Annotated in this window: 21 protein-coding genes; 14 read left to right on the top strand and 7 right to left on the bottom strand. The window is 66.1% G+C overall.

Features of this window, described 5'->3' with window-relative positions:
- The first annotated feature begins 352 nt into the window (after positions 1-352).
- The 8 genes from sucC (at position 353) to NS365_RS20465 (ending at position 11,529) form a co-directional block, all read left to right on the top strand.
- Positions 353-1,543 (top strand): ADP-forming succinate--CoA ligase subunit beta, encoded by a 1,191-nt coding sequence (sucC, locus tag NS365_RS20500; protein WP_058602156.1) that lies wholly within the window; start codon positions 353-355, stop codon positions 1,541-1,543.
- A 237-nt stretch (positions 1,544-1,780) separates the two neighbouring features.
- The gene (sucD, locus tag NS365_RS20495; protein WP_058602155.1) at positions 1,781-2,683 is read left to right on the top strand and encodes a succinate--CoA ligase subunit alpha; all 903 of its coding nucleotides are present in this window, start codon (positions 1,781-1,783) and stop codon (positions 2,681-2,683) included.
- Positions 2,684-2,927: 244 nt separating this feature from the next.
- Positions 2,928-5,939, top strand: a complete 3,012-nt coding sequence (locus NS365_RS20490; protein ID WP_058602154.1) for a 2-oxoglutarate dehydrogenase E1 component — start codon at positions 2,928-2,930, stop codon at positions 5,937-5,939.
- 54 nt (positions 5,940-5,993) lie between these two features.
- Positions 5,994-7,241, top strand: a complete 1,248-nt coding sequence (odhB, locus tag NS365_RS20485) for a 2-oxoglutarate dehydrogenase complex dihydrolipoyllysine-residue succinyltransferase (protein ID WP_058602153.1) — start codon at positions 5,994-5,996, stop codon at positions 7,239-7,241.
- Between the two features lie 165 nt (positions 7,242-7,406).
- The gene (locus NS365_RS20480; RefSeq protein WP_058602152.1) at positions 7,407-7,934 is read left to right on the top strand and encodes a hypothetical protein; all 528 of its coding nucleotides are present in this window, start codon (positions 7,407-7,409) and stop codon (positions 7,932-7,934) included.
- A gap of 127 nt (positions 7,935-8,061) precedes the next feature.
- Positions 8,062-8,463, top strand: coding sequence for an MAPEG family protein (locus tag NS365_RS20475; protein WP_058602151.1), 402 nt, complete (start codon positions 8,062-8,064; stop codon positions 8,461-8,463).
- 22 nt (positions 8,464-8,485) lie between these two features.
- Positions 8,486-9,904 (top strand): dihydrolipoyl dehydrogenase, encoded by a 1,419-nt coding sequence (gene lpdA, locus NS365_RS20470; RefSeq protein WP_058602150.1) that lies wholly within the window; start codon positions 8,486-8,488, stop codon positions 9,902-9,904.
- A gap of 530 nt (positions 9,905-10,434) precedes the next feature.
- Positions 10,435-11,529: a GGDEF domain-containing protein gene (locus NS365_RS20465; RefSeq protein WP_193753495.1), complete on the top strand. Its 1,095-nt coding sequence runs from the start codon at positions 10,435-10,437 to the stop codon at positions 11,527-11,529.
- Positions 11,530-11,748: 219 nt separating this feature from the next.
- Here the strand turns inward: NS365_RS20465 and NS365_RS20460 are convergent, their stop codons facing one another.
- From NS365_RS20460 to NS365_RS20450, 3 genes are all read right to left on the bottom strand, one after another.
- Complete coding sequence (locus NS365_RS20460; RefSeq protein WP_058602148.1) at positions 11,749-12,012, bottom strand: hypothetical protein; 264 nt, start codon at positions 12,010-12,012, stop codon at positions 11,749-11,751.
- A 177-nt stretch (positions 12,013-12,189) separates the two neighbouring features.
- Complete coding sequence (locus tag NS365_RS20455) at positions 12,190-13,221, bottom strand: TraB/GumN family protein (RefSeq protein WP_058602147.1); 1,032 nt, start codon at positions 13,219-13,221, stop codon at positions 12,190-12,192.
- Positions 13,222-13,253: 32 nt separating this feature from the next.
- On the bottom strand, positions 13,254-14,210 hold the full coding sequence (locus NS365_RS20450; protein ID WP_058602173.1) for a tyrosine recombinase XerC: 957 nt from the start codon (positions 14,208-14,210) through the stop codon (positions 13,254-13,256).
- Between the two features lie 219 nt (positions 14,211-14,429).
- Between NS365_RS20450 and NS365_RS20445 the strand changes: the two genes are divergently transcribed.
- Positions 14,430-14,864, top strand: coding sequence for an OsmC family protein (locus tag NS365_RS20445; RefSeq protein WP_058602146.1), 435 nt, complete (start codon positions 14,430-14,432; stop codon positions 14,862-14,864).
- Between the two features lie 63 nt (positions 14,865-14,927).
- On the opposite strand, the gene NS365_RS20440 is transcribed toward NS365_RS20445, so the two are convergent.
- Positions 14,928-15,353 carry a Fur family transcriptional regulator gene (locus NS365_RS20440; protein ID WP_058602145.1) on the bottom strand — a complete coding sequence of 142 codons (426 nt, stop codon included), beginning with the start codon at positions 15,351-15,353 and terminating at the stop codon, positions 14,928-14,930.
- 655 nt (positions 15,354-16,008) lie between these two features.
- Here NS365_RS20440 and NS365_RS20435 point away from each other — a divergent pair.
- Together NS365_RS20435 and NS365_RS20430 are read left to right on the top strand one after the other, a co-directional pair.
- Positions 16,009-17,394 (top strand): Nramp family divalent metal transporter, encoded by a 1,386-nt coding sequence (locus tag NS365_RS20435; protein WP_082684746.1) that lies wholly within the window; start codon positions 16,009-16,011, stop codon positions 17,392-17,394.
- A gap of 95 nt (positions 17,395-17,489) precedes the next feature.
- Positions 17,490-18,083: a fused DSP-PTPase phosphatase/NAD kinase-like protein gene (locus NS365_RS20430; RefSeq protein ID WP_058602144.1), complete on the top strand. Its 594-nt coding sequence runs from the start codon at positions 17,490-17,492 to the stop codon at positions 18,081-18,083.
- An 82-nt stretch (positions 18,084-18,165) separates the two neighbouring features.
- Here the strand turns inward: NS365_RS20430 and NS365_RS20425 are convergent, their stop codons facing one another.
- Positions 18,166-19,197: an aspartate-semialdehyde dehydrogenase gene (locus NS365_RS20425; protein ID WP_058602143.1), complete on the bottom strand. Its 1,032-nt coding sequence runs from the start codon at positions 19,195-19,197 to the stop codon at positions 18,166-18,168.
- Between the two features lie 244 nt (positions 19,198-19,441).
- Between NS365_RS20425 and NS365_RS20420 the strand changes: the two genes are divergently transcribed.
- Complete coding sequence (locus NS365_RS20420; protein ID WP_058602142.1) at positions 19,442-20,674, top strand: GTP-binding protein; 1,233 nt, start codon at positions 19,442-19,444, stop codon at positions 20,672-20,674.
- 88 nt (positions 20,675-20,762) lie between these two features.
- Here NS365_RS20420 and NS365_RS25240 read toward each other — a convergent pair whose 3' ends face one another.
- Entirely contained in the window at positions 20,763-20,888 is a 126-nt protein-coding gene (locus NS365_RS25240) for a hypothetical protein (protein ID WP_275477493.1), read from the bottom strand.
- A 263-nt stretch (positions 20,889-21,151) separates the two neighbouring features.
- On the opposite strand from NS365_RS25240, the gene NS365_RS20415 reads away from it, so the two are divergent.
- Complete coding sequence (locus NS365_RS20415) at positions 21,152-22,807, top strand: MFS transporter (RefSeq protein WP_058602141.1); 1,656 nt, start codon at positions 21,152-21,154, stop codon at positions 22,805-22,807.
- A 91-nt stretch (positions 22,808-22,898) separates the two neighbouring features.
- On the opposite strand, the gene leuB is transcribed toward NS365_RS20415, so the two are convergent.
- Positions 22,899-24,011 carry a 3-isopropylmalate dehydrogenase gene (gene leuB, locus NS365_RS20410; protein ID WP_058602140.1) on the bottom strand — a complete coding sequence of 371 codons (1,113 nt, stop codon included), beginning with the start codon at positions 24,009-24,011 and terminating at the stop codon, positions 22,899-22,901.
- Between the two features lie 307 nt (positions 24,012-24,318).
- On the opposite strand from leuB, the gene NS365_RS20405 reads away from it, so the two are divergent.
- Positions 24,319-26,194, top strand: a 1,876-nt coding sequence (locus NS365_RS20405; RefSeq protein ID WP_058602139.1) for a HAMP domain-containing methyl-accepting chemotaxis protein, incomplete at its 3' end; no start/stop codon positions are given.

Below are 26,194 nucleotides of genomic sequence, written 5' to 3'. Positions count from 1 at the left end.
ATGGTCTAACCGGTTGAATCTGCTGGAGTGCAAAAAGCAATGATTGCACTTTCTCCGGGAGGGGGGTAGTCAGCCGGCAACAACGGCGACGAGCAGGGCTCAGGGCCGGGCGTGCGAGGCGCGATCGCTTCCTACGATCCGGGTGTTGAGGTTCGGTTCGTGCCGTGGATGCGAAACGAGGCGTCATGGCGCGATTGCGCACGATCCTGGCTCAATCTTCGCGCGCTATCCGCGCCGACGGATGGCCATGGCTGACGCTCTTGTTCTCGCCTGTCGCTTCGCAGCCTGCGGCGGCCGGGTCTCCCACCCGCCCTGCCGGCTGCGCCGATCCCGCTCTCAACGAGATGATCCCATGAACATTCACGAATACCAGGCCAAGCAGGTTCTCAAGGGCTTTGGCGCGCCCGTCGCGGGCGGCGTCGCCATCACGAGCGCCAGCGAGGCCGAAGCCGCCGCCAAGCAGCTGCCGGGCCCGCTTTACGTCGTGAAGTCGCAGATCCATGCCGGCGGTCGCGGCAAGGGCAAGTTCAAGGAACTCGGCCCCGACGCCAAGGGCGGCGTGCGCCTCGCCAAGTCGATCGAAGAGGTCGTCGCCCACGCCAAGGACATGCTGGGCAACACGCTCGTCACCGCGCAGACGGGCGACGCCGGCAAGCAGGTGAACCGCCTCTATATCGAGGACGGCGCCGACATCGCCCGCGAGCTTTACTGCTCGCTGCTCGTGGATCGCTCGGTCGGCCGCGTGGCCTTCGTGGTTTCCACCGAAGGCGGCATGGACATCGAGGCCGTCGCGCACGACACGCCCGAGAAGATCCACACGATCGCGATCGACCCCGAGACGGGGGTGACCGAGGCGGATGTGGCCAAGATCTCCGACGCCTACGGCCTCGACGGCGCGGCGCGCGAGGACGCCAAGTCGCTCTTCCCGGCGCTCTACAAGGCCTTTGCCGAGAAGGACATGGCGCTTCTGGAAGTGAACCCGCTGATCGTCATGACGGACGGCCATCTGCGCGTTCTCGACGCCAAGGTCTCCTTCGACGGCAACGCGCTGTTCCGCCACGACGACATGCGCGAGCTGCGCGACGAGACCGAAGAGGACGCCAAGGAAATCGAGGCCTCCAAGTGGGACCTCGCCTATGTCGCGCTCGACGGCAATATCGGCTGCATGGTGAATGGCGCGGGCCTCGCCATGGCGACGATGGACATCATCAAGCTCTACGGCAAGGAGCCGGCGAACTTCTGCGACGTCGGCGGCGGCGCCGGCAAGGAGAAGGTCGCGGCGGCCTTCAAGATCATCACGGCCGATCCGCGCGTCGAGGGCATCCTCGTCAACATCTTCGGCGGCATCATGAAGTGCGACGTCATCGCGGAAGGCGTGATCGCCGCCGTGAAGGAAGTCGGCCTCAAGGTTCCGCTGGTGGTGCGCCTCGAAGGCACCAATGTCGATCTCGGCAAGAAGCTCCTCAACGAGTCGGGCCTCGCCATCACGGCGGCGGACGATCTCGATGATGCCGCGCAGAAGATCGTCGCGGCGATCAAGTAACGAGCGTTCCCAGGGCGACAGCGGCCCTTGCCGCCGTCGCCCTGGTCGCCTGCTGGTTCTGGTGGCAATCGGAGGAGCGGTGGTGTCGGGATTTCGAGGCGTGGGCTAGTCCTTACGCCCTCACCCTCTGCCTTCCACTGTCTCCCGTGGTTGCTGCCAGCATTGTCATCAGTTCCGGTGTGACGATCGCCGTATCGTTGATACGCCGCCGCCGAAACAAAAGATCGGAAACGTTGGATGTCCATCCTCGTCGATAAGAACACCAAGATCATCGTGCAGGGCCTGACAGGCAAGACCGGCACGTTCCACACCGAGCAGGCGCTGGCCTATCACGGCACGCAGATGGTCGCCGGCATTCACCCCAAGAAGGGCGGTGAGACCTGGACCGGCTCGAAGGGCGAGAGCCTGCCGATCTACGCCACGGTCGCCGAAGCGCGCGACGCCACGGGCGCCAACGCCTCCGTGATCTACGTGCCGCCCGCCGGCGCGGCCGACGCCATCATCGAGGCGATCGAGGCCGAAATCCCGTTCATCACCTGCATCACCGAGGGCATTCCGGTGCTCGACATGGTGCGCGTGAAGGCCAAGCTCGACAAGTCGAAGTCGCGCCTTCTCGGCCCGAACTGCCCCGGCATCATGACGCCCGACGAGTGCAAGATCGGCATCATGCCGGGCTCCATCTTCAAGAAGGGCAATGTCGGCATCGTCTCGCGCTCCGGCACGCTGACCTATGAGGCGGTGTTCCAGACCACGAACGAGGGCCTCGGCCAGACCACGGCGGTCGGCATCGGCGGCGATCCGGTCAAGGGCACCGAGTTCATCGACGTGCTCGAGATGTTCCTCGCCGACGACGAGACCAAGTCGATCATCATGATCGGCGAGATCGGCGGCGCGGCCGAGGAAGACGCCGCGCAGTTCCTGATCGACGAGGCCAAGCGCGGCCGCAAGAAGCCGATGGCCGGCTTCATCGCGGGCCGCACCGCGCCCAAGGGCCGCACGATGGGCCATGCCGGTGCCGTCGTCTCCGGCGGCAAGGGCGATGCGGAGTCCAAGATCGCGGCCATGGAGGCGGCGGGCATCCGCGTGTCGCCCTCGCCGGCGCGTCTGGGCAAGACGCTGGTGGAAGTCCTGAAGGGCTGATGCATCTTCTTCCGGCGAGGCGGGTCGTTTCTGCCCCGTTTCGGCCGGATTGAGGTTCGACAAGGCGATGCCGCGCGGCTCCCGGCCCGCGCGGCTCTTGCGCAGGAGCTCCTGTTCGGAGGTCTTCGCGCAAGAATGGCCGGGTAAGACGCGTTTCGAGTGAACGGCGAAGTGACGGTCCTTCGCCACCTTCCAGTTTTCAAGGAGACGGCGCCCGACAAAAAGGGAGCCGCGTTTTCAGATCATGGCACGCAACCCGGCGAACGAATCCTTCGCGCAGACCTCGTTCCTCTATGGCGGCAACGCCGACTATATCGAGGAACTGGCGGCCGCCTATGAGCGCGATCCTGCCTCCGTGTCGGAGGAGTGGCGCTCCTTCTTCGGCGCAATGGCCGACGACAAGGCGACGGTGGTCAAGAACGCCGAAGGCCCGTCCTGGCAGCGCGCCAACTGGCCCATCGCGGCCAATGGCGAACTCGTCTCCGCGCTGGACGGCAACTGGGGCCAGACCGAGGCCCGCATCGAGAAGAAGCTTCGCGACAAGGCGGCCGAGGCGCCCAAGGGCGCTGCCGGCCCGTCCGAAGCCGACATCCTTCAGGCGACGCGCGATTCCGTGCGCGCAGTCATGCTGATCCGCGCCTACCGGGTGCGCGGCCATCTCCACGCCAAGCTCGATCCGCTGGGCATCGCCAAGTCGGCGGACGAAGACTACAACGAGCTGAGCCCGGCGAACTATGGCTTCACCGAAGCCGATCTCGACCGCAAGATCTTCATCGACGGCGTGCTCGGCATGGAGTTCGCCTCGATCCGCCAGATCGTCGACATTCTGGAGCGCACCTACTGCTCCACGATCGGCGTCGAGTTCATGCACATCTCGAACCCGGTCGAGAAGCAGTGGATTCAGGAGCGCATGGAGGGGCTCCACAAGGGCGTCGCCTTCACGCCCGAGGGCAAGCGCGCCATCCTGAACAAGCTGATCGAGGCCGAAGGCTTCGAGAAGTTCATCGACATCAAGTACAAGGGCACCAAGCGCTTCGGCCTCGACGGCGGCGAATCGCTGATCCCGGCGCTGGAGCAGGTCATCAAGCGCGGCGGCCAGATGGGCCTCAAGGAGATCGTGTTCGGCATGGCCCATCGCGGCCGCCTGAACGTGCTCGCCCAGGTCATGGGCAAGCCGCGCCGCGCCATCTTCCACGAGTTCAAGGGGGGCTCCTTCAAGCCCGAGGACGTCGAGGGTTCGGGCGACGTGAAGTACCATCTGGGCGCTTCGTCCGACCGCGAGTTCGACCAGAACAAGGTCCACCTCTCGCTGACGGCCAACCCGTCGCATCTGGAAATCGTCAACCCGGTGGTGATGGGCAAGGCGCGCGCCAAGCAGGACCAGATCGGCGGCGGGCGCACCCGCACCGAGCCGGTTCCCGCCGAAGTGCGCGCCGAGGTTCTGCCGCTGCTGATCCATGGCGATGCGGCCTTTGCCGGCCAGGGTGTCGTGGCGGAATGCTTCGGCCTGTCGGGACTGCGCGGCCACCGCGTCGGCGGCACGCTGCACGTCATCATCAACAACCAGATCGGCTTCACCACCAATCCGCGCTTCTCGCGCTCCTCGCCCTATCCGTCCGACGTGGCGAAGATGGTCGAAGCGCCGATCTTCCACGTCAATGGCGACGACCCGGAGGCCGTGACCTACGCCGCCAAGATCGCGATCGAGTTCCGCCAGACCTTCGGCAAGCCCGTCGTCGTCGACATGTTCTGCTACCGTCGCTTCGGCCATAACGAAGGCGACGAGCCCGGCTTCACGCAGCCGATCATGTATCGCAAGATCCGCGAGCAGAAGACGACGCTCGAAATCTACGCCGCCAAGCTGGTGGCCGATGGCGTCCTCAGCCAGGAAGACGTCGATGCCCGCAAGGCCGAATGGCGCGCGGATCTCGAGGCCGAATACGAGGCCGGCCAGAGCTACCAGCCCAACAAGGCGGACTGGCTCGACGGCGCTTGGTCGGGCCTCAAGCGTGCCGACGACGAGGACGAGCAGCGCCGCGGCATCACCGGCGTTCCCGTCAAGACGCTGAAGGAACTCGGCCGCAAGCTGACCGAGATTCCGGCCGATTTCGAGGTCCACAAGACCATCGGCCGCTTCCTCGAGAACCGCGCCAAGGCGATCGAGACCGGCGAAAATCTCGACTGGGCGACCGGCGAGGCCCTGGCTTTCGCCTCGCTTCTGACCGAGGGCACGCCGATCCGCCTGTCGGGCCAGGATTCCGAGCGCGGCACCTTCTCGCAGCGCCATTCGGTCCTTTACGATCAGCGCAACGAGAACCGCTACATTCCGCTCTCGAACCTCGCCAAGGGCCAGGCGGCCTACGAGGTCATCAACTCGATGCTCTCGGAAGAGGCGGTGCTCGGCTTCGAATACGGCTACTCTCTGGCCGAGCCGAACGCCTTGACGCTCTGGGAAGCGCAGTTCGGCGACTTCGTGAACGGCGCGCAGGTCGTGATCGACCAGTTCATCTCGTCGGGCGAAGCCAAGTGGCTGCGCATGTCGGGTCTCGTCATGCTGCTGCCGCACGGCTACGAGGGTCAGGGCCCCGAGCACTCCTCGGCGCGTCTGGAGCGCTTCCTGCAGCAATGCGCGCAGGACAATATGCAGGTCGCCAACGTCACCACGCCAGCGAACTACTTCCACATCCTGCGCCGGCAGATGAAGCGCGACTTCCGCAAGCCGCTGATCCTGATGGCCCCGAAGTCCCTGCTGCGCCACAAGCGCGCCGTGTCGGACCTGACGGAGCTGGGCGGCGACACCTCTTTCCACCGTCTCCTCTGGGACGATGCCGAGATGCGCCCCTCGACGCTGACGGTGAAGCTCAAGAAGGACAAGGACATCCGCCGCGTCGTGCTGTGCACCGGCAAGGTCTATTACGACCTTCTGGAAGAGCGCGAGAAGCGGGGCGTGGACGACATCTACCTCCTGCGCGTCGAGCAGCTTTATCCGTTCCCGGCGAAGTCGCTGGTCAACGAGCTGTCGCGCTTTAAGGATGCCGAGATCGTCTGGTGCCAGGAAGAGCCCAAGAACATGGGCGCCTGGAGCTTCATCGAGCCTTATCTGGAATGGGTGCTGGACCGCATCGGCGGCACCAAGCGCCGCGCCCGCTATGCCGGGCGTCAGGCCGCGGCCTCGCCGGCGGTGGGCACCATGTCCAAGCATCTCGCGCAGCTGGAAGCCTTCCTCGAGGAAGCTCTCGGCGACGCGGCGGCCTGACGGCCGCTGCCCCTATCCACTCGGATTCCAATTTCAGTCACGAATGAGCAAGCGATGAGCACCGAAGTCAAAGTCCCGACGCTGGGCGAATCCGTTACCGAGGCCACGATCGGCCAGTGGTTCAAGAAGGCGGGCGATCAGGTCAGCCAGGACGAGATCATCGCCGAGCTTGAAACCGACAAGGTGACGGTGGAAGTGCCCGCGCCCGCCGCCGGCACGCTCGCCGAGATCGTCGCCAAGGAAGGCGAGACGGTCGGTGTCGGCGCGCTGATCGCGGTGATCGGCGAGGCTGGCGCCTCGGCTGCGCCCGCTAGCGCCAAGCCCGCCACCCCAGCCCCCGAGGCCAAGGAAGGCTACGGCAACGCCGCGCCCGTTCCCGCCGCTGCCCCGGCTCCTGCCGCGTCCGGCTCGGACATGCCGGCGGCCCCGTCGGCGCAGAAGCTCATGGCCGAGAAGGGCGTTTCCGCGTCCGACGTCGATGGCTCGGGCAAGCGCGGCCAGATCCTGAAGGGCGACGTTCTCGACGCCATTGCCAAGGGCACGACGGCGCCCGCCGCCTCCGCACCGGCCGCCCCCCGCGCGCCGTCTTCGGCCTCCGATGCGCCGCGCGAAGAGCGCGTGCGCATGACCAAGCTGCGCCAGACCATCGCGCGCCGCCTGAAGGACGCGCAGAACACGGCCGCCATGCTCACCACCTTCAACGAGGTGGACATGACGGCGGTGATGGAACTGCGCGCCCGCTACAAGGACCTGTTCGAGAAAAAGCATGGCGTGAAGCTCGGCTTCATGGGCTTCTTCACCAAGGCCGTGACGCACGCGCTGAAGGAAATCCCGGCCGTCAACGCCGAGATCGACGGCACGGACCTCATCTACAAGAACTACTGCCATGTCGGCATGGCGGTCGGCACCGACAAGGGCCTCGTGGTTCCGGTCGTGCGCGACGCCGACCAGATGTCGATTGCCGGCATCGAGAAGGAACTCGGCCGCCTCGCCAAGGCCGCGCGTGATGGCTCGCTGACCATGAGCGACATGCAGGGCGGCACGTTCACCATCACGAATGGCGGCGTCTACGGCTCGCTGATGTCGACGCCGATCCTGAACGCGCCGCAGTCCGGCATTCTGGGCATGCATAAGATCCAGGAGCGCCCGATGGTGGTGGGCGGCAAGATCGAGATTCGTCCGATGATGTATCTCGCGCTCTCCTACGATCACCGGATCGTCGACGGCAAGGAAGCCGTGACCTTCCTCGTGCGCGTCAAGGACTCGCTGGAGGACCCCGAGCGTCTGGTGCTCGACCTCTGAGATCACGGGTTGGCGGGGGCTGGTCTCCCGCTTCTCTCATCCCATCGGGAGATCGCCTTCGGGCCGCCTCCCGTCCAACCCCCAAGCGCCGTATCAATGCCAAGGACGTCCATGGGCCGGAACGCCTCATGCCCCCGCGAGACGACGAGGGAAACGAAGCCTTCCATGGCCCGTGCTGCCGGACGCTGGGGCGGGCTCCCGTCCGCGATGCTGCTGGGGCTTTTGGTGCTCGGTCCCGCCGCACCCGCCCGCGCGCAGGAAACGCCGGATTACCGGGACGACCGCTCGACGCCGAACGCGGTGATCGAAAGCCTCTACAACGCGATCAACCGGCGCGAATTCGTTCGCGCCTGGAGCTATTTCCGTGAGGAGCCGGACCGGCCGGATTTCGAGACCTTTGCCAAGGGCTATCAGGACACGAGCCGCGTGCGCTTGAAGCTCGGCGCGAGCGAGGCGGAAGGAGCGGCGGGCTCCACCTATTATCGACTGCCGGTCGTGGTCGAGGCGACGCGCGGCGGCACCGCGACCGTCTTTTCGGGTTGCTACGAGTTGCGTCTCGTGCAGCCGGCCACGCAGGCCGAGCCACCCTTCCAGCCTATGGGCATCGTTCGCGGCAATCTGCGCCAGTCCAAGGCGAAGTTCGAGGAGGGGCAGGGCGACTGTTCCCAGCCGAACCCGCCGGCCAAGCCGTGAGAACCGGACTTGCGTCAGCGCCGCGCTGCGCCCGATCGGCGTGGGCAATGGTTTCGACCGGCCGCGTGCGCCCTAGCTCAGGAGACAAGCGGCGCATGACGCGCCCGAGTGCGGAGCCTTCTTGGATATGAACACGCCCTTGTCTCTGGAACTCGCCCTTCTCGGCTGGTCCGTCATCATCCTCTTCATTCATGTCGGCCTTCAGGGCCAGCTCGTGACACGCGAGCGGGGCCGAGAGTGGAATGCCGGTCCGCGCGACGGGCAGGCCAAGCCCCTCGGAACCTATGCCGGCCGAGCCGACCGCGCGCTGCGCAACTTTCAGGAAACGTGGCCGGCCTTTATTGCGCTGGCTCTCGCGCTGGCCGTCTCGGGACGCACCGGGGGGATCGGCGCGACCGGGGCTCTCGTGTGGTTCGTCGCCCGCCTCGTCTACATCCCGCTCTACCTCTTCGGGGTTCCCTATATCCGCAGCCTCGCCTGGCTGATCTCGGTGATCGGGCTTCTCCTCATGCTCATTCGCTTCCTCTGACAAACGAAAAGACGATCAACCCATGTCCGACACGTCTGAAACCTTCGATCTCGTCGTCATCGGCTCCGGCCCCGGCGGCTATGTCTGCGCCGTGAAGGCCGCCCAGCTCGGGCTGAAGGTGGCTGTGGTGGAAAAGCGGGCCACCTATGGCGGCACCTGCCTCAATGTCGGCTGCATCCCGTCCAAGGCGCTCCTGCACGCCTCCGAGATGTTCGCGGAAGCCAGCCACGGCTTTGCCGATCTCGGCGTCAAGGTGACGCCGGAGCTGGACCTGCCGACCATGCTGGCGCACAAGGACAAGACCGTGCGCGCCAACACGGACGGCGTCGCCTTCCTGTTCAAGAAGAACAAGATCACCGGCGTCACGGGCGCGGGCCGCATCGTCAAGGCCGGCGAGGTCGAGGTGACGGCCGAGGACGGCGCCAAGCGCACGCTCAAGACCAAGGCGATCTGCATTGCGACCGGCTCGTCCGTCGCCGGCATTCCCGGCCTCGACGTGGCTTTCGACCGGGACACGATCGTCTCCTCGGACGATGCGATCGCGCTGAAGAAAGTGCCGGCCACGATGGTGGTGGTCGGCGGCGGCGTCATCGGCCTCGAACTCGGCTCGGTGTGGTCGCGCCTGGGCGCGCGCGTCACGGTGGTGGAATATCTCGACAAGATTCTCGGCCCCATGGACGCCGACGTCTCGACCCAGTTCCAGAAGCTCCTCGTCAAGCAGGGCTTCCATTTCAAGCTCGGCGCGCGCGTCACCGCCGTCGCCAAGAGCTCGGCCGGCGCGAGCGTGACCTTCGAGCCGGCGCAGGGCGGCGCGGCCGAGACGCTGGAAGCCGAGGTCGTTCTGATCGCGACCGGCCGCAAGCCCTACACGGACGGTCTCGGCCTCCAGGACGCCGGCGTCTCGCTGGACAAGGCGGGCCGGGTCGAGATCGACGCGCATTACCGCACCAATGTCGAGGGCATCTACGCCATCGGCGACGTGGTGAAGGGTCCGATGCTGGCGCACAAGGCCGAGGACGAGGGCATCGCGCTCGCCGAAATCCTCGCTGGCCAGAAGGGTCACGTGAACTACGCCGTGATCCCCTCGGTGGTCTACACCTCGCCCGAGGTCGCCTCCGTCGGGCAGACCGAAGAAGAGCTGAAGAAGAACGGTGTCGCCTACAAGGTCGGCAAGTTCCCCTTCTCGGCCAACGGCCGCGCCCGCGCCATGCTGCACACGGATGGGTTCGTGAAGGTTCTGGCCGATGCCAAGACCGACCGGGTTCTGGGCGCGCATATCGTCGGCCATGGCGCCGGCGAGATGATCGCGGAAGCGGCCGTGCTGATGGAGTTCGGCGGCTCGTCGGAGGATCTGGCCCGCACCTGCCACGCGCATCCGACCATGTCGGAAGCCGTGCGCGAGGCCGCTTTCGCGGCCTTCGCCAAGCCGATCCACATGTAAGACCCAGAATCGGGGCACAACCCGGCGGGCTGATCCGCAGGGTTGTGCCCCGATTTTAATGGGCGCCCCGATCTTCACGCTTCCAGGTTCCGGTTCGCACGTTCGGTGGCTCGCAATCGGACGACGCGGTTAAGATGATATTCATCATGTTTCACGTGAGACGCATGACCGCGGGAACCTTTAACGTAGCGTAAGGTGCTGGCCTTCAATCTGGCGCGATCATGGGGAGGCATGGGCCGTGTCCCCGGTCGGGTCGTTCGATGAGCCTTGCAGCCGTTTATCTTTTGGGCACCCGAGGGGCGGCCAAGCAGGCCTCCCCTCACGGCGACCCGCGGACAGACGATGTCGCCTCGCAAGATTCGCTCGCACTGGTCGAAACGGAACTCGCACGCGGCATCGACGGCTCGCCTTTCCCTTCAGCGCTGGAACAGACGTTTCGGGAACAAGAGGACCGGGAACGCCCCAAGCGGATCGGATCCTGGCTCCGACTCTGGGGAAGCGCCCACGGCATCTGGGCGTTCGGTCTGGCCATGACGCCGGCCGGCTGGGCCACGCCCATCCATACATACGCCGTCATAGCGATGGTGTTTCTGGCATTGCTGGCCTTTCCAGCCAGCCTGTTGACCCGCCGGAAATGGTTGCTGGCTGCGGTCGGTGTTTTGACGCTGGGCACGGCCTTCCTCCAGATGAAGCTGATATTGTTGCCGCTCTGGACACAGAGCGCTGTGACGCCGAATACGCTTCTTGGCCCCCTCGCAACGCTCGCGATTTCCATCGGCGCGCCTTTTCCCAAGGCCTGGATACGCCGCGCGACTGCGGGCCTCGTTCTGGTGATTGCCTGTGGTGGCTTCGCACTGCTCCCGTTCGGCCGGGCCGCCGTCTTCATCGGTGTCGCCATGGTCCTGCGTATGGTCAGCGATCATGTGAACGGGGAGGTTTCGGCCCTTCGGCGAGAGGCTTTTCTTCTGCGCTATCGGAGCCGATTGCTCCATCAGCAACGGATTTCTCAGCTGGCATCGTTGGAGCGGCTCGCCAAGGTCGACTCGCTGACGGGCATCGCCAACCGCCGTGCGTTCGACACCTGCCTGATGGAGCATCTCGCGCGAGCGCTCCCGTGCCAGCCTGTCTGCGTGGCTCTCCTGGATGTCGATTACTTCAAGGCGCTGAACGATACGGCCGGCCATTTGTCGGGCGACGAATGTCTTCGTCGCATCGCCACCAGCCTGCGCAAGGCGGCGGGCACCGCTTTCGTGGCACGGTATGGCGGGGAGGAGTTTGCGGTCCTCTTTCCGCTTGTGGAAGGCGAAGAGATGATGCCGCGGTTGGAGGCCTTCCGCCAGGCGGTTCTGGCGCTCGACATCCGCCATCTTGGCCGGGATGGCGAGAGGGTGACGATCAGCATCGGTGGAACCTTGGCTGTCGGGCCTGAAAACAGCCGCGTCGTCCTCGATCGCGCCGATCACGCCCTTTATCGCGCCAAGGCCAACGGGCGGAACCGCGTCGAGTTCGAGCCGATCGCAACGCAACAAGCCCCGACCGCGCAGGATCTTCGCCGCCTGCACAATGCCGCTCTGAGCGGGGCAAAGCGTTTGCCCGAGCGCACAGAGGCTCGGCAACACGCCTGATCGGCTTCGTGGGCTTCCAAGCCATTCGCCGGGTGCTGAGCGTCGGCGGCGCGGCTCTCCCTCGATAGGCGGTTCTCTAGATCGTGGGAGCCTCACTCAGAAGGCTCCGCTGCCGCGACCTTGCTCCACAGACCTCACGATGCGCCTTGAGAGCGAGGGTCGATGGCTCCGGCCTCAGCGCGGGGGGGCTTGGTCTCTTTCGCTCGGGGGAAGGCTTTGTCAGTTCAGTCGCCCCGCCCGGCAGCGCGCATAGGCTCGCCGTCCCGCATCCTCGGCGTTTTGGCGGTTCAGGAGATCGACGCCGATCGAATCCTCGTGGTCCGTCAGGTTCTCATAGGCGTTGCGCGCCGTCTGATCGGCATAGTTCTCGCAGCCGGGGCGCACTGGCGGGCGGTAGGAGGCGGGGGCGAGGCCGATGGGCGGCGCAGTCGGAACGCAGCCCGCGAGCGGCAGAGCCAGAAGGGCAAAAAGAAGTCGGCGCATGGAAGCATCTCCCGCTGATCGATTTGCGGAGGAAACGAGCGGGGGCCGGTCCGAGGTTCCCTGCGCCCGCGCAGAGAGCGGCGACCGCCGCGAAGAGGACTGGCAAAGCCCGGCCCGCTGTCGGACTGAGGCAGACGATGCTTCGGCGCCAATGTCGCCGGCTCCGCGCGTCTTTCGTCAGGGAATGCGCGTCACGCTCCAGCCGGCGCGCCGGAGGCTTTCGACCAAGCCGGTCTCGCCCGGCAGATGCAGCGCCCCGACGGCCACGAACAGGCCGCCGCGCTGAAGAAGCGGACCCAGCCGCTCCGACATCACGGCGTTGCGCTTGTGCACGACCGCCTCATCGAAGCGCTGCGTCACCTCGATGGAGCGAGCATCGTCCGTGCCGCTCGGGGCAAGGGCCGAGGTCGCGGACTCGATCAACGAGATGCGATCGCTGAGATAGAGCTCGGTCATGGTTTCGAAGAGATCGGGCAGCCGGTCCACGAGGTTCAGCGTCGCCACGAGATTGTCGACTTGGAGATCGAGCGGCAGGGAGGCGAGCGCCTCCAGCTGCTCGGCGGCGCTTTCGAGGCCCATCAGCGGCTTGCCGGCCTCGCGCGCCTCGCCGGCGAGCGCCAGATCGAGAACCTGCGCGCCGCTCTTCATGCGCTCCATCTCGCACGGGGCGACCAGAAGCTGCGTGGCGAGGAACCAGGGCTGGAGCGTGCGAATGGCGGCGAGCGGCATGGCGCGCGCTTCCAGCTCGGGCTGAAGGCGGGCCATTTCATCCGCCGGCACCAGCGTGTCCAGCGTTTGGCCCGCCGGCAGGGTGGTCAGGTCTGGGCGCGAGAGCAGCACCTTGGCCATGACCGCCTGATCCAGCGCGTCGGTGGTTTCCACCACCATGCCCGACGCGGCCTCGAAGGCGGCGCGCGCCTTTGGCGGCAGGGTCAGAACGCGCGGATCGGAAAGATGCATCGTGCCATAGAGGAACGAGGGTGCCACGCCTGCCCGCTCGACGCGGTAGAAGCGGCCTTCGCCATTCGGCACCTCGGCGGCCTCCCGCTCCGCCTCGGCCAGCTTGCCGCTTTGCTCCAGCGCTGGCAGCGCGCTGGTTCCTTGGGCGCAGGTGGAGGTCTCGGCCTGAGCCGGGAACGCAAGAAGCGCGAAGGCGACCAGGGCGCCACTGCGGCGCAGGAGCGGACGAGGCGAGGCAAGAGCGAACATGGGCGATCCCGAACGGGGAAGGGGAGGGAGGGTCAAGCCGCGCCGCGCCGCGCGCGCGGATGGGCGTCGTCATAGATCTGGAGAAGCCGCCCGCCTTCGATGCCAGTATAGACCTGCGTCGAGGACAGCGAGGCATGGCCGAGCAGGTCCTGGATGGCGCGCAGGTCTCCGCCCTTGGCCAGAAGATGCGTGGCGAAGGAATGGCGCAGCGCGTGGGGCGTTGCCGAATCCGGCAGGCCGAGATAGCCGCGCAGCCGCTGCATCTCGCGCTGGATGATGCCGGGGGCGAGCTGCCCGCCGCGCGCGCCGCGAAACAAGGGGCCATCGGCCGCGAGCTGGTAGGGGCACAGACGCCGATAGGCGGCCACGGCCTCCAGCACGGCCGGCAGAAGGGGTACGAGGCGTTGCTTGTTGCCTTTGCCGGTGATGGTCATGGAGCGCGCGCTCGGATCGGCCAGCGCGTCTCCCGGCAGGTTCAGCGCTTCCGAGATGCGAAGTCCGCAGCCATAGAGCAGTGTCAGCACCGCGACATTGCGGGCCGCGATCCAGGGCTCGCTCGCGCCCGCGCCTGCTTCCTCGGTCACGGCCAGGGCGTCCGGCACGCTCAAGGGGCGGGGCAGGGATTTCGGCCGCTTGGGTGCGCGCATGGAGGCCGCGCCCGCGCCGGACGCCAGCCCTTCGCGCTCCAGATGGCGGATAAAGGAGCGCACGCCCGAAAGATGACGCCCGAGCGAGCGAGCGCCCGCGCCGTCGCGCCGACGCTCCGCCAGAAAGGCGCGGAACTCGGCAGGCTTCAGGTCGGCAAGATCGGCCGGAGCGGCGGGGCGGCCTTGGTAGCCGGCGAAGAAGGTGAGGAACTGGCGCACGTCGCGCTCGTAGGCGTCGATCGTCTGAGGCGAGGCCTGCCGCTCCACCTCCAGCCGCCGCAGCCATTGCGTCTTCAGGGCCAGAAGGTCCGAGGTCGCCGAGATCAGAACAGGGGCGTTCATGCCGAGCGTCTTTCCTTGCAGCCGGACGACGGGGGCGACGCGCGGGCCACCCATGGCTGTTTCAACTATCTGGCCGCTTCGGCGTAAATGAAAGGTTGCCGCGCTGGAAACCGGCCGGTCGCGCCCCAGAACATCGCGGGATGAAATGCGGACGTATCATGCGGCCGCATTCGATCAAGGGACAGGACGACGATCGTCCGCCGAAACGAGGAGATCCGCATGAAGCGCCATGCAACCGCCGTCTGGAACGGTGCGCTCGGAACCGGCACGGGAAACCTGACCACCCAGTCGGGCGCTCTCAGCCAGCACGGCTATTCGTTCAAGGCTCGGTTCGAAGACGAATCCGGCAAGTCGGGCACCAACCCGGAAGAGCTTCTGGCCGCCGCCCATGCCGGCTGCTTCGCCATGCAGCTGTCGCATTTCCTGGCCGAGAACGGCACGCCCGCCGACGAGCTGAAGGCGCGCGCCGTGGTCAGCGTCGAGCAGGCCGATAGCGGCTTCGAGGTGAAGTCGAGCGCCATCACGCTGGAAGCCAAGGTGCCGGGCATCGACGACGCGGCGTTCCAGAAGCTCGCCAATCAGGCCAAGGAAGGCTGCCCGATCTCGAAGGCGCTCGGCGCCATCGAGGTTTCGCTGGACGCCAAGCTGGTCTGATCCCGCGCCTGTGAAACGGGAGCCCGCCGCCGATGCGGCGGGCTTTCTCATGGCGCGTGAGACTTAGCCGCGTCGCTTGCGTCCGTAGAGTTCGAGCCGGTGAAAGACGATCTCGTAGCCGAGTTCACGCGCGATCTCGTCCTGCAGCGCTTCGATCCGGTCGGAGCGAAATTCGATCACCGCCCCCGTGTCCATGTCGATCAGATGGTCGTGATGGTCGCTGTCGGCCTGCTCGAAGCGGGAGGGGCCGTTGGCGAAGGCATGGCGATGGATCGCGCCCTTGTCTTCCAGAAGCCGCATGGTGCGATAAACGGTCGACAGGGAGATGGAAGGGTCGATGGCCGAGGCCCGCCGGAAAATCTCCAGCGCGTCCGGATGGTCGCCGCCTTCGCTAAGGATGCGCAGGATCGTGCGCCGCGGCCGTGTGATGCGCACACCCGCTTCGCGCAGCAGCTTCTCATAGTCGTGGGCTTGGCTCGCCGTGCTCATGCAAGGCTCTCTACCCGCAAATGGCACGGTGCGCGAGACGCTTCCGGGCAGGACTTGGATGCGTCCGACAGGACCGACTCGGTGGCGTTGGTCGAGCCGCTCTATCGCTCATGCCGCAGGGCCTGCGTTTCCGGCTCCGTGCAGCTTGCCCGCTTTCCATCCGAGCGCCTGTCGGCGCGTCCAAGGAGGCGGAAGGGAAACCTCATGGGGGGCCGTCGCCCCTGACGTCTGGAAGGCCGAGCACCGCAGCAGACCTCGCCTCTCTCGGGATGGGGTTGGTGAGTCAGGGGGCGCTTCAAAATCTCGGGATCGCACCGCGTTGAGCCGAGCGGACGCATACCGGAATCGATGGATTGCTCCTGCGGCTCGAGCGTCCAAGTCAGCGCCTGAGTTCGTGAGCGGCGCGTGTTGTCGAAGTGGGCTACGACGCTCGCGGCTCGCGGCTCGCGGCTCGCGGCTCGCAGGTCTCTCGTCTCGCCGGATCGCCACCCGCCACGCACACCCCGGCCGCCTTCGAACAGCGTGTCCCGAGGCTGCGCCTCATCCAACGCGACGCAATGGTCTTTTCTTGCAAATCATTTGCAATTGCATTGACGGGTTGGCGGATTGCTCCTAGCTTTCCTCTCGCTCGCAGCCCGCAAAGGATGGTTCCCGCATGTCGTCGCGTCAGGCCGAGGCCGAGATCGCCCCTTCCTTCGCCAACCCGCCCGATCAACAAGGCTTTGCGCGGGAGCGCGGGGAGGGCTCGCTGCACCAGTCGTTCCGCAGCGTGGGGGTCGGAGACGGCGGGACGCTGTTCCGGCGCTTCCTCGCTTTTCTGGGCCCCGGCTATCTCGTGGCCGTCGGCTATATGGACCCCGGCAATTGGGCGACCTCGCTCGCGGGTGGCTCGGAGTTCGGCTACACGCTGCTCTTCGCGGTGCTTCTGTCCTCTCTCATGGCGATCGTGCTTCAGGCGCTTTGCGCGCGGCTCGCCATCGCCACGGGCCGCGATCTCGCTCAGGCCTGCCGCGATGCCTATCCCAAGCCGGTCTCGGTCGGCCTCTGGATTCTGGCCGAACTCGCCATCGTCGCGACGGATCTTGCCGAAGTCATCGGCACGGCCATCGCGCTGAAACTCCTGTTCGGCCTGCCGCTCGAATGGGGCGTCATCGTCACAGCCTTCGACGTCTTCGTCATTCTCTGGCTGCAGTCGCGGGGCTTTCGCTATGTCGAAGCCTTCGTCGCGACCATGATCCTGGTGATCGCGCTCTGCTTTGTCGGCCAGCTGCTTCTGGCCCAGCCCTCGATCGCGGCGATCTTCGCCGGCTTTCTGCCCTCGGCCTCGATCGTGACCGACGAGCGTCAGCTCTATCTCGCGCTCGGCATTCTGGGCGCGACCGTGATGCCGCACAATCTCTATCTGCACACCGGCATCGTGCAGACGCGCGCCTACCGCGAGGACGAGGCGGGCAAGCGCGAGGCGATCCGTTTCGCCACGATCGACTCGACCCTCGCGCTCGGCATCGCGCTGGTCGTCAACGCGTCCATTCTCATCCTCGCTGCCGCCGCCTTCCACGCGTCCGGCCATGGCAGCGTCGAGGATCTGGAGCAGGCCCATTCGCTGCTGACGCCACTTCTGGGCGCGGCCATCGCCCCGGTGCTCTTCGCCGTCGCGCTGCTGGCCTCGGGCCTGTCCTCGACGGTGACGGCGACGCTGGCCGGCCAGATCGTGATGGAGGGCTTCCTGCGCCTTCGCATCAGCCCGGTCGTGCGTCGCCTCATCACGCGCGGCCTCGCCATTCTGCCGGCGGCCGGCATCATCATCGCCTATGGCGAACAAAGCGCCGGCCAGCTCCTGATCTTCAGTCAGGTCGTCCTGTCGCTCCAGCTGCCCTTCGCCGTGGTGCCGCTGGTGCTCATGTCGCGCGACCGCAGCAAGATGGGGAATTTCCGGGCCCCGATCTGGCTGCTCGCCATTGCCGGCGCGATCGCGACGCTGATCATCGTCCTCAACGTGAAGCTGGTTCTGGACTTCGTGAATTCCGGTTTCGCGGGCTGATTCCTCGCTCCTATACGAAACCGTATGGAAACCTCGACGCTGTCTCCACCTCGCGGCCCTAACAAACCTCCAGCAGGTTTGGGTCGCGAGGGGCCATGGGTTCGGTCGGCGGGAAAATCGTCTGTCTTCTTCTGGCGAGCCTCGGGGCGTCCGCTCTCGCCGTGCCGGCGCTGCTCGGTCTCACCTTGCTTGGCGGCAATCTGCATGAGGTCGGCGGCGGCGTGATCCGCGCCGCGCAGATGAGCCCGGCCGATCTCGCCAGCACCATTCAGGCGCGGGGCGTGCGCTCGATCCTCAACCTGCGCGGGGAGCATCCGGGCGAGGCCTGGTGGCAGGAGGAGCGGGCGGTCGCTGAGGCCAACGGCGTCGAATACATCTCCGTCTCGCTGTCGGCCCGCCACAAGCCCGACCTCGCCGCGATGCGCCATCTCGCAGCCCTCATGCGCGATGCGCCCAAGCCGCTTCTGATCCATTGCCTGCAAGGGGCCGATCGCACGGGCCTCGCCTCCGCGATCTATGAGCTTTCGCAAGGACAGGCCGCAGGTGAAGCGGCCGATCAGCTGTCGCTCATGTTCGGCCATTTCCCATGGCTCGGCAACAAGACCCGCGCCATGGACGAAGCCTTTGCCGAATATTCGGCGGCGGACGCCACGCCAAGCCCGGCGACAGCTTCCATGGCCGCTCGCTGAGACAAGAGACCGAAGCCAAACGAGAAAGGGCGGCGCCGGAGATGGCGCCGCCCTTTCTATGTCAGCGGAGCAGTTGGCGCGCTCAGGCGGCCTTCTTGGCGCCGAGCAGACGGCGGTTGACGAGCAACTCGGCGATCTGGATCGCGTTCAGCGCCGCGCCCTTGCGCAGATTGTCGGCCACGACCCACATGTTGAGGCCGTTCTCTAGCGTCTGGTCTTCGCGGATACGCGAGATATAGGTCGCGTCCTCGCCCGCCGTGTCGATCGGCGTCGCATAGGCGCCGTCCTCGTGCTTGTCGATCACGAGGCAGCCGGGGGCCTCGCGCAGGATCTCGCGCGCCTCGTCGGCGGTGATCGGGTTCTCGAACTCGATGTTGACCGACTCGGAATGGCCGATGAAGACGGGCACGCGCACGGCCGTGCAGGTGACCTTGATCTTCGGATCGAGCATCTTCTTGGTCTCGGCCATGACCTTCCACTCTTCCTTGGTCGTGCCGTCTTCCATGAAGACGTCGATATGGGGAATGACGTTGAAAGCGATGCGCTTGGTGAACTTCTTGGCGGTCACGGGATCGGCCACGAACACGGCGCGGCTCTGCTCGAACAGCTCGTCCATGCCCTCCTTGCCCGCGCCCGAAACGGACTGGTAGGTCGAGACGACGACGCGCTTGATCTTGGCCTTGTCGTGCAGGGGCTTCAGCGCCACCACGAGCTGCGCGGTGGAGCAGTTCGGATTGGCGATGATGTAGCGCTGCGTGAAGCCCGACACGGCGTCGGCGTTCACTTCGGGCACGATCAGCGGCACGTCGGCATCGTAGCGGAAGGCCGAGGAATTATCGATCACGACGCAGCCCTGCGCGCCGATCTTGGGCGCCCATTCCTTGGCGACCGAACCGCCGGCGGACATGAGGCAGATGTCGACGTCGGAGAAGTCGAAGAGCTCGAGCGCCTTGACCTTCAGGGTCTTGTCGCCGAACGAAACCTCGGTGCCCTGGCTGCGGCGGGAGGCGAGCGCCACCACTTCGTCGGCCGGGAAGCCGCGTTCGTCCAGGATGTTGAGCATTTCGCGGCCGACATTGCCCGTCGCGCCGACCACTGCAACCTTGTAACCCATGGGTCTGACCTGTTCCACCGCCCCCTGCAAGAACTCGTCATGCGCTTCTAGCCCCGTTCCGGGGGCGAGCGGAACGAGGGTCAGGGCGTAATCGTGGTTTTGGTCGGAAGCGCGGACATGGCGCTTCTCATGCGCCAGCCCGCGCGCCCTGTCAATCGCCGCAAAGGCACGAAGCTGGTTTCGCGCTTGCGGTCCGCTTTGGAATGGGTCTATGTAATATTATAACATTACAGAGGAGACCCGCATGGGCCGCTATCGCTGTGAAGAGACGCCGAAGGACACGAGGCTTCCCGTCACCGTTCTGTCCGGCTTTCTGGGCGCGGGCAAGACGACGCTGCTCAACCACATCCTCAACAATCGCGAGGGGCGGCGCGTCGCCGTCATCGTCAACGACATGAGCGAGGTGAATATCGACGCCGATCTCGTGCGCGAGGGTGGGGCCGATCTGTCGCGCACCGACGAGACGCTGGTGGAGATGACGAACGGTTGCATCTGCTGCACGCTGCGCGGCGATCTGATGGCCGAGGTAAGGCGCCTCACCGAGGAAGGGCGCTTCGACTATCTCCTGATCGAGGGCACGGGCATCGCCGAGCCGCTTCCGGTGGCCGCCACCTTCTCCTTCCGCGACGAGGCGGGCGAAAGCCTGTCCGACCGCGCGCGCCTCGACACGATGGTGACGGTGGTGGATGCCTCCAGCCTCCTGCGCGACTACGGCTCGCATGTGCTTCTCTCCGAGCGGGGCGAGACGGCGGGCGAGGGCGACGAGCGCACGCTGGTGGATCTCCTGGTGGAGCAGATCGAGTTCGCCGACGTGGTGGTGATCAACAAGGCGTCCGAAGTGGACAAGCTGACGCTTCAGGCGGTGCGCTCGGTTGTTACCGCGCTGAACCCGACCGCGCGCCTCGTCGAGACCGATTTCGGCCGCGTGCCGCTGGGCGAGGTGCTCGACACCGGCCTCTTCCACGAGGAAACCGCGCAGACCCATCCGCTCTGGTACAAGGAACTGTACCAGCCCGAGGCGCACAAGCCCGAGACCGAGGAATACGGCGTGACGAGCTTCGTCTACCGCGCGCGCCGACCCTTCGACCCGCAGCGCTTCGACGCGTTCGTCAAGGCGGTCTGGCCGGGCCTCATCCGCGCCAAGGGCCATTTTTGGCTGGCGACGCGGCCGGACTGGGTGGGCGAGTTCTCGCTGGCAGGTGCAGTGGCGCGCGTCTCGGGCCTCGGGCGCTGGTGGGCGGCGGTGCCGCGCGAGCGCTGGCCCGATGTGCCGGAATGGCAGGATCTCCTGCGCCGCAACTGGTCCGCGCCCTGGGGTGACCGGCGGCAGGAACTCGTCTTCATCGGCGCGGGGCTGGACGAGGCGGCGATTCGCGAGGCGCTGGACGACTGCCTCGTCGGCCCGGCGGACGTGTTCGACGCCGCGCGCTTCCGCGCCCTGCCCGACCCGTTTCCGCAATGGGGTCGCGCGGCCTGAGACTTAAGGGAAAGGCCGGCCTCTCATAGGAGAGACCGGCCTGGAGCTTTAAAACTTCGACGCTTTGATCCGTGCCAAGGCGCCCGGATCAGACGCGGCGATCGGGATAGGGCGTGCCCACCGGCTGCGGCGTGGCGGAGCGGCGCGCGCTGCGCTCGGCGATCTTCTTCGTGACCCAGCCGACGAACAAGGCTTTGATGATGCTGCGGATCATGGGTTCGGTCTCCAAGGATTGATGTGTCTCGTTGGAGGCAGAATGCGGCCAAGCTCTTGAGGTTCCTGACCAGCATACACGATAGCAGTCACGTGATCGCAGCTGAATTGTGTCGGCAAAAGGGCGGTGTAACTTCCTATTTCGTAAAAATCCGTTAGCCTTTGCGACCAGCGCTGGGAGGCGCCGCCGCTTCATGCGGCCAGGGAGGACAACGCGTGACAAGTTATTCCAGGAGCGCCGATCCGGCGCTGGAACGCCAGCCCATGACGAAGCGCGAGCGCAAGGTGATCATCGCCTCCTCGCTCGGCACCGTCTTCGAATGGTATGATTTCTATCTCTACGGAACGCTCGCCGCGATCATCGGGCGGCAGTTCTTCTCGCAATTTCCGCCGGCCACGCAGGCCATCTTCGCCCTTCTGACCTTCGCGGCGGGCTTTCTCGTGCGCCCCTTCGGCGCGCTGGTCTTCGGGCGCCTCGGCGATCTCGTCGGACGTAAATACACGTTCCTTCTGACGATCCTGATCATGGGCCTGTCGACGTTCTCGGTCGGCCTTTTGCCGGGCTACGACCAGATCGGCGTTGCCGCGCCGATCATCCTCGTGGCGCTGCGCATGGCGCAGGGCCTGGCGCTCGGCGGCGAATATGGCGGCGCGGTCGTCTATGTCGCGGAGCACTCGCCGCGCAACCGTCGCGGCTTCTACACCGCCTGGATTCAGACCACGGCGACCATGGGCCTGCTCCTGTCGCTCTTCGTGATCGTGACGCTGCGCCTGAATCTGGGCGAAGACGCCTTCCAGAGTTCGCAGCCGCTGTTTCTCGGGCTGACGGGCGGCTGGCGCATTCCCTTCCTTCTGTCGATCATCCTGCTTCTGATCTCGATCTATATCCGCCTTCAGATGCATGAATCGCCGATCTTCCAGAAGATGAAGGAAGAGGGCACCCAGTCCAAGGCGCCGCTCTCGGAAGCCTTCGGAAACTGGCGCAACGGCAAGATCGTGCTGATCGCGCTGTTCGGCCTCGTGATCGGTCAGGCCGTGGTCTGGTACACCGGCCAGTTCTACGCGCTGTTCTTCCTGCAGACTGTGCTGAAGATCGATCTTCTGACGGCCAACGTCCTGATCGCCTGGGCGCTGATCGTGGCCACGCCCTTCTTCCTCGTGTTCGGCTCGCTGTCGGACCGGATCGGGCGCAAGCCGGTGATCCTGGCCGGCTGCCTGCTCGCGGCAGCAACCTATTTCCCGCTCTTCAGCGCGCTGACCAACGCGGCCAACCCGACCTATGCCAGCGCCATCCAGACCGTGCGGGCGGAAGTCGTGGCCGATCCCGCCACCTGCGGCTCGCTGTTCGATCCGGTCGGCATCCGCACCTTCACTAGCCCCTGCGACATCATGCGCCGCACCATGTCGCAGCAGGCCTTCCGCTATACGCAGGTGGACGCGCCCGCCGGCAGCGCGCCGCAGCTCGTCGTCAATGGCGGCGCGCCGATCGCCTTCACCGACGCCAAGGGCTTCTCCGAAGCGCTCGGCCCCGCCATGGTCGCGGCCGGCTATCCCGCCGCCAACGACCCCGCCAAGGTCAAGATCACCGGCTTCTTCTCGGCGCTCGCCTCGGTTCAGGCCCTGAAGGTCATCGCGATCCTGACGGTGATGGTGATCTACGTGACCATCGTCTACGGCCCGATCGCCGCCGCGCTGGTGGAGTTCTTCCCCACGCGCATCCGCTACACCGCCATGTCCTTGCCCTACCATATCGGCAATGGCTGGTTCGGCGGCTTGCTACCTGCGACCTCGTTTGCGATCGTCGCCTCCACGGGCGATATCTTCGCGGGTCTCTGGTACCCGGTCTTCTTCGCGCTCCTGACCGTCGTGATCGGCGTCATCTTCGTTCGCGAAAAGAAGGGCGTCGATCTCGCCGACTGATCGGCGCGCTCGAACATAATCCTCAAACGAAAACCGCCGCCTCGGGAGACCGGGGCGGCGGTTTTGTCTGTTCTTCAGGAAACGAAGAGCGTCAGGCCGCGAGCTTGCGGCGGAAGGCGTCGAGCACCGCGTCGCCCATCTCGCTCGTTCCGACCTCGCGGCAGCCCGGCGCCATGATGTCGCCCGTGCGCGTGCCCGACTCCAGAACCTCGGCGATGGCCGCTTCCAGCTTGTCGGCCTCGTCCACCATGGCGAAGGAATAGCGCAGCATCATCGCGAAGGAGGCGATCATGGCGATCGGGTTGGCGATGCCACGGCCCGCGATGTCGGGGGCCGAGCCGTGGACGGGCTCGTACATGGCGCGGCGCTGGCCGCTCGTCTCGTCCGGCGCGCCCAAGGAGGCGGAGGGCAACATGCCGAGCGAGCCCGTCAGCATGGCCGCGATGTCGGACAGCATGTCGCCGAAGAGATTGTCGGTCACGATGACGTCGAACTGCTTGGGCGCGCGCACCAACTGCATTCCGCCGGCGTCCGCCAGCATGTGGTCGAGCGTGACGTCGCTGTAGCCCTTGTGGGTTTCGGTGACGACCTGGTTCCACAGGACGCCCGACTTCATGACGTTGCGCTTTTCCATGGAGGTGACGCGGCCGCGCCGGGTGCGCGCCAGTTCGAAGGCGACCTTCGCGATACGCTCGATCTCGTAGGTGTCGTAGATCTGCGTGTCGATGCCGCGCTTCTGGCCGTTGCCGAGATCCACGACTTCCTTCGGCGCGCCGAAATAGACGCCGCCGGTCAGCTCGCGCACGATCAGAATGTCGAGCCCGTCCACCAGCTCGCGCTTCAGCGAGGAGGCTTCGGCGAGCGCGGGATAGCAGATGGCGGGGCGCAGATTGGCAAAGAGCGACATGTCCTTGCGCAGGCGCAGGAGACCCGCCTCGGGGCGCTTCTCGTAAGGGACGCTATCCCATTTCGGGCCGCCCACCGCGCCGAAGAGCACCGCGTCCGCCGCCATGGCCCTGTTCATGTCGGCGTCGGAAATCGGATCGCCCGACGCGTCATAGGCCGCGCCGCCGACCAGGCCGCGCTCGGTCTCGAAGCCCGCCGCGCGCTCCGCGTTGAGAAGGGTCACGAGCTTCTCGACCTCGGCCATCGCCTCCGGTCCGATGCCGTCGCCCGGCAGAAGAAGAAGCTTGCGCGTGGTCATGAGATCCCCCAGGGCTCGAAATCCGCCGGTGCGGCAGTTGGTTCGGACGGGTCGTAGCGGCCCGGCCCGCCGACCGCAAGCCGCCATGGCCGGCGCAGAGCGGACCGATCGCGCGGCGCGCCCGCGTGTCGGCGCATTTTGGCGGGCGCGTCTTCATGCTTTCTTGACCCCGATTCCAGCGAAGGCGTGCGCGGAGCCGAGGCGTCAATATCTTGGCAATGGGAAAAGGCGAACGATCGTCTGCAACAGGAATAATAAGGCGACGGATCTGTCGCCCGGCGTCTTATCGGGGGATGAAGCGGTGAGATTGAGTATCAGGACCAAGCTCGCGGCGGGTTTCGGTGTCGTTCTGGTGATGTTGGCGGCCACCGGCGCGGTGGGGCTGGGCGAACTCGGGCGCTCCAACGAGCAGACCGAGGCCTTCACCGATGGGCCTTTTCGGCAGGTTCAGCGCCTGGGCGAGCTTTATGCGCTCCAAGCCACCGCGCGCAGCGACTTCCAGAGCCTGATCCTCAGCCAGCAAGCCGACGAGCAGAAGGCGATCGGCGCGCGCTTCGACGAGAAGATGGGCACGGTGAACACCGTGCTTCAGGATTATATCGCGGGTCTGCCGGAGGCGATGCGCGGGGACGCCGCCGATATGAAGACACTGCTCGGCGAACTCGACGCCGCCTTCGCGCAGGCGCGCCCCTTCGCCTCCACGACCTTCCGCACCGACGCGATCAAGGCCATGGGCAAGGCCGAGCCGATCGGCATCGAAATCACCAATGTCCTCCAGCAGCTCCAGAGCGCTTTCCGCGCAGGGCCGCAGACGCCGCTGATGACCATTTCGATCAACACGCTGTCGGACATGCGCGCCCGGTTTCCCGAGATGCGCATGATGGCCAATCAGGTGCTGATCGAGACCGACGACGCCAAGCTGAAGGCGATGTCGCAGCTTCTGACCGCGCGTCAGGCTCAGTTCGGCGCCTATATCAACCAGCTGAAGTCGGCGGCCGACCCGTCCTTCCAAGGCCGGCTGAATTCGCTGGAAAAGCGCTGGGGCCAGTTCAAGGACGCGATGAACGGCTGGGTCTCTGGTGGCATCGCCAATGACACGGGCCGCGCTCGCAACCTGTTCAACAGTCAGATCGTGCCGGCGGCCGAGAAGTTCGAGACCCGCATTCTCGCGCAGAAGAAGGTCGAGGATCAGATCGCCAGCGGCTTCGTGCAGCGCGCCAACACGGCCTTCACGGAAACGAAAATCTTCCTGATCGCGCTGATCGGCGGCGCGGTGCTGATTGGGTTGGCCGTGGCCGCCTGGCTCGGCCTGTCGATCTCGCGCGGCCTGTCGCGCGCGGTTGAACTGGCGCGGCGCATCGGCTCGGGCGACCTGACGCAGCGCATCGAGGTGAAGGGCCGCGACGAACTGGCCGACCTTCAGCGCGCCATGAGCGACATGACGGTCAAGCTCTCCGAGATCGTCTCGGGCGTGCGCGCCTCGTCGTCCTTGGTTGCGGCCGGCTCCGCCCGCTCGGCGTCCACCGCCGAGAAGCTGTCGTCGGGCTCGACCGAACAGGCTGCGGCCTCCGAACAGGCCTCGGCGGCGATCGAGGAGATGACCGCCAATATCCGCCAGAACGCCGACAACGCGTCCACCACCGAGAAGATCGCGGCCCAGGCCGCCGAACATGCCGGCACCACAGGCGATGCGGTGGCGCAGTCGACGCAGGCCATGCGCGAGATCGCCGAGAAGATCGCCGTGGTGCAGGAGATCGCCCGTCAGACGGACCTGCTCGCGCTGAACGCCGCCATCGAGGCGGCGCGCGCCGGGCAGCATGGCAAGGGCTTTGCGGTCGTCGCCTCGGAAGTGCGCAAGCTCGCCGAGCGCAGTCAGGCGGCGGCGACCGAGATCGGTGACCTGTCGAGCCGCACGCTGATCGTCGCCGAGGATGCCGGCTCGCGTCTGGAGAAGTTGGTGCCGGACATCAAAAAGACGGCGGAGCTGGTCTCCGAGATTTCAGCGGCCTGCCGCGAACAGTCGATCGGCATCGAGCAGATCAATCAGGCGATCGGGCAGCTGGATCAGGTCACGCAGGCCAATGCCGGCGCGGCCAACCAGATGACGGCGACGGCCGAGCAGCTGGCGTCCGAAGCGGGCCGCCTCGAAGAGCGCGCGGGCTTCTTCCGCATGACGGATGCCG

This window comes from Aureimonas ureilytica, from assembly GCF_001475935.1.
Taxonomy (GTDB): Bacteria; Pseudomonadota; Alphaproteobacteria; order Rhizobiales; family Rhizobiaceae; genus Aureimonas; species Aureimonas ureilytica_A.
This window is presented reverse-complemented; position numbering and strand designations above follow the sequence as displayed.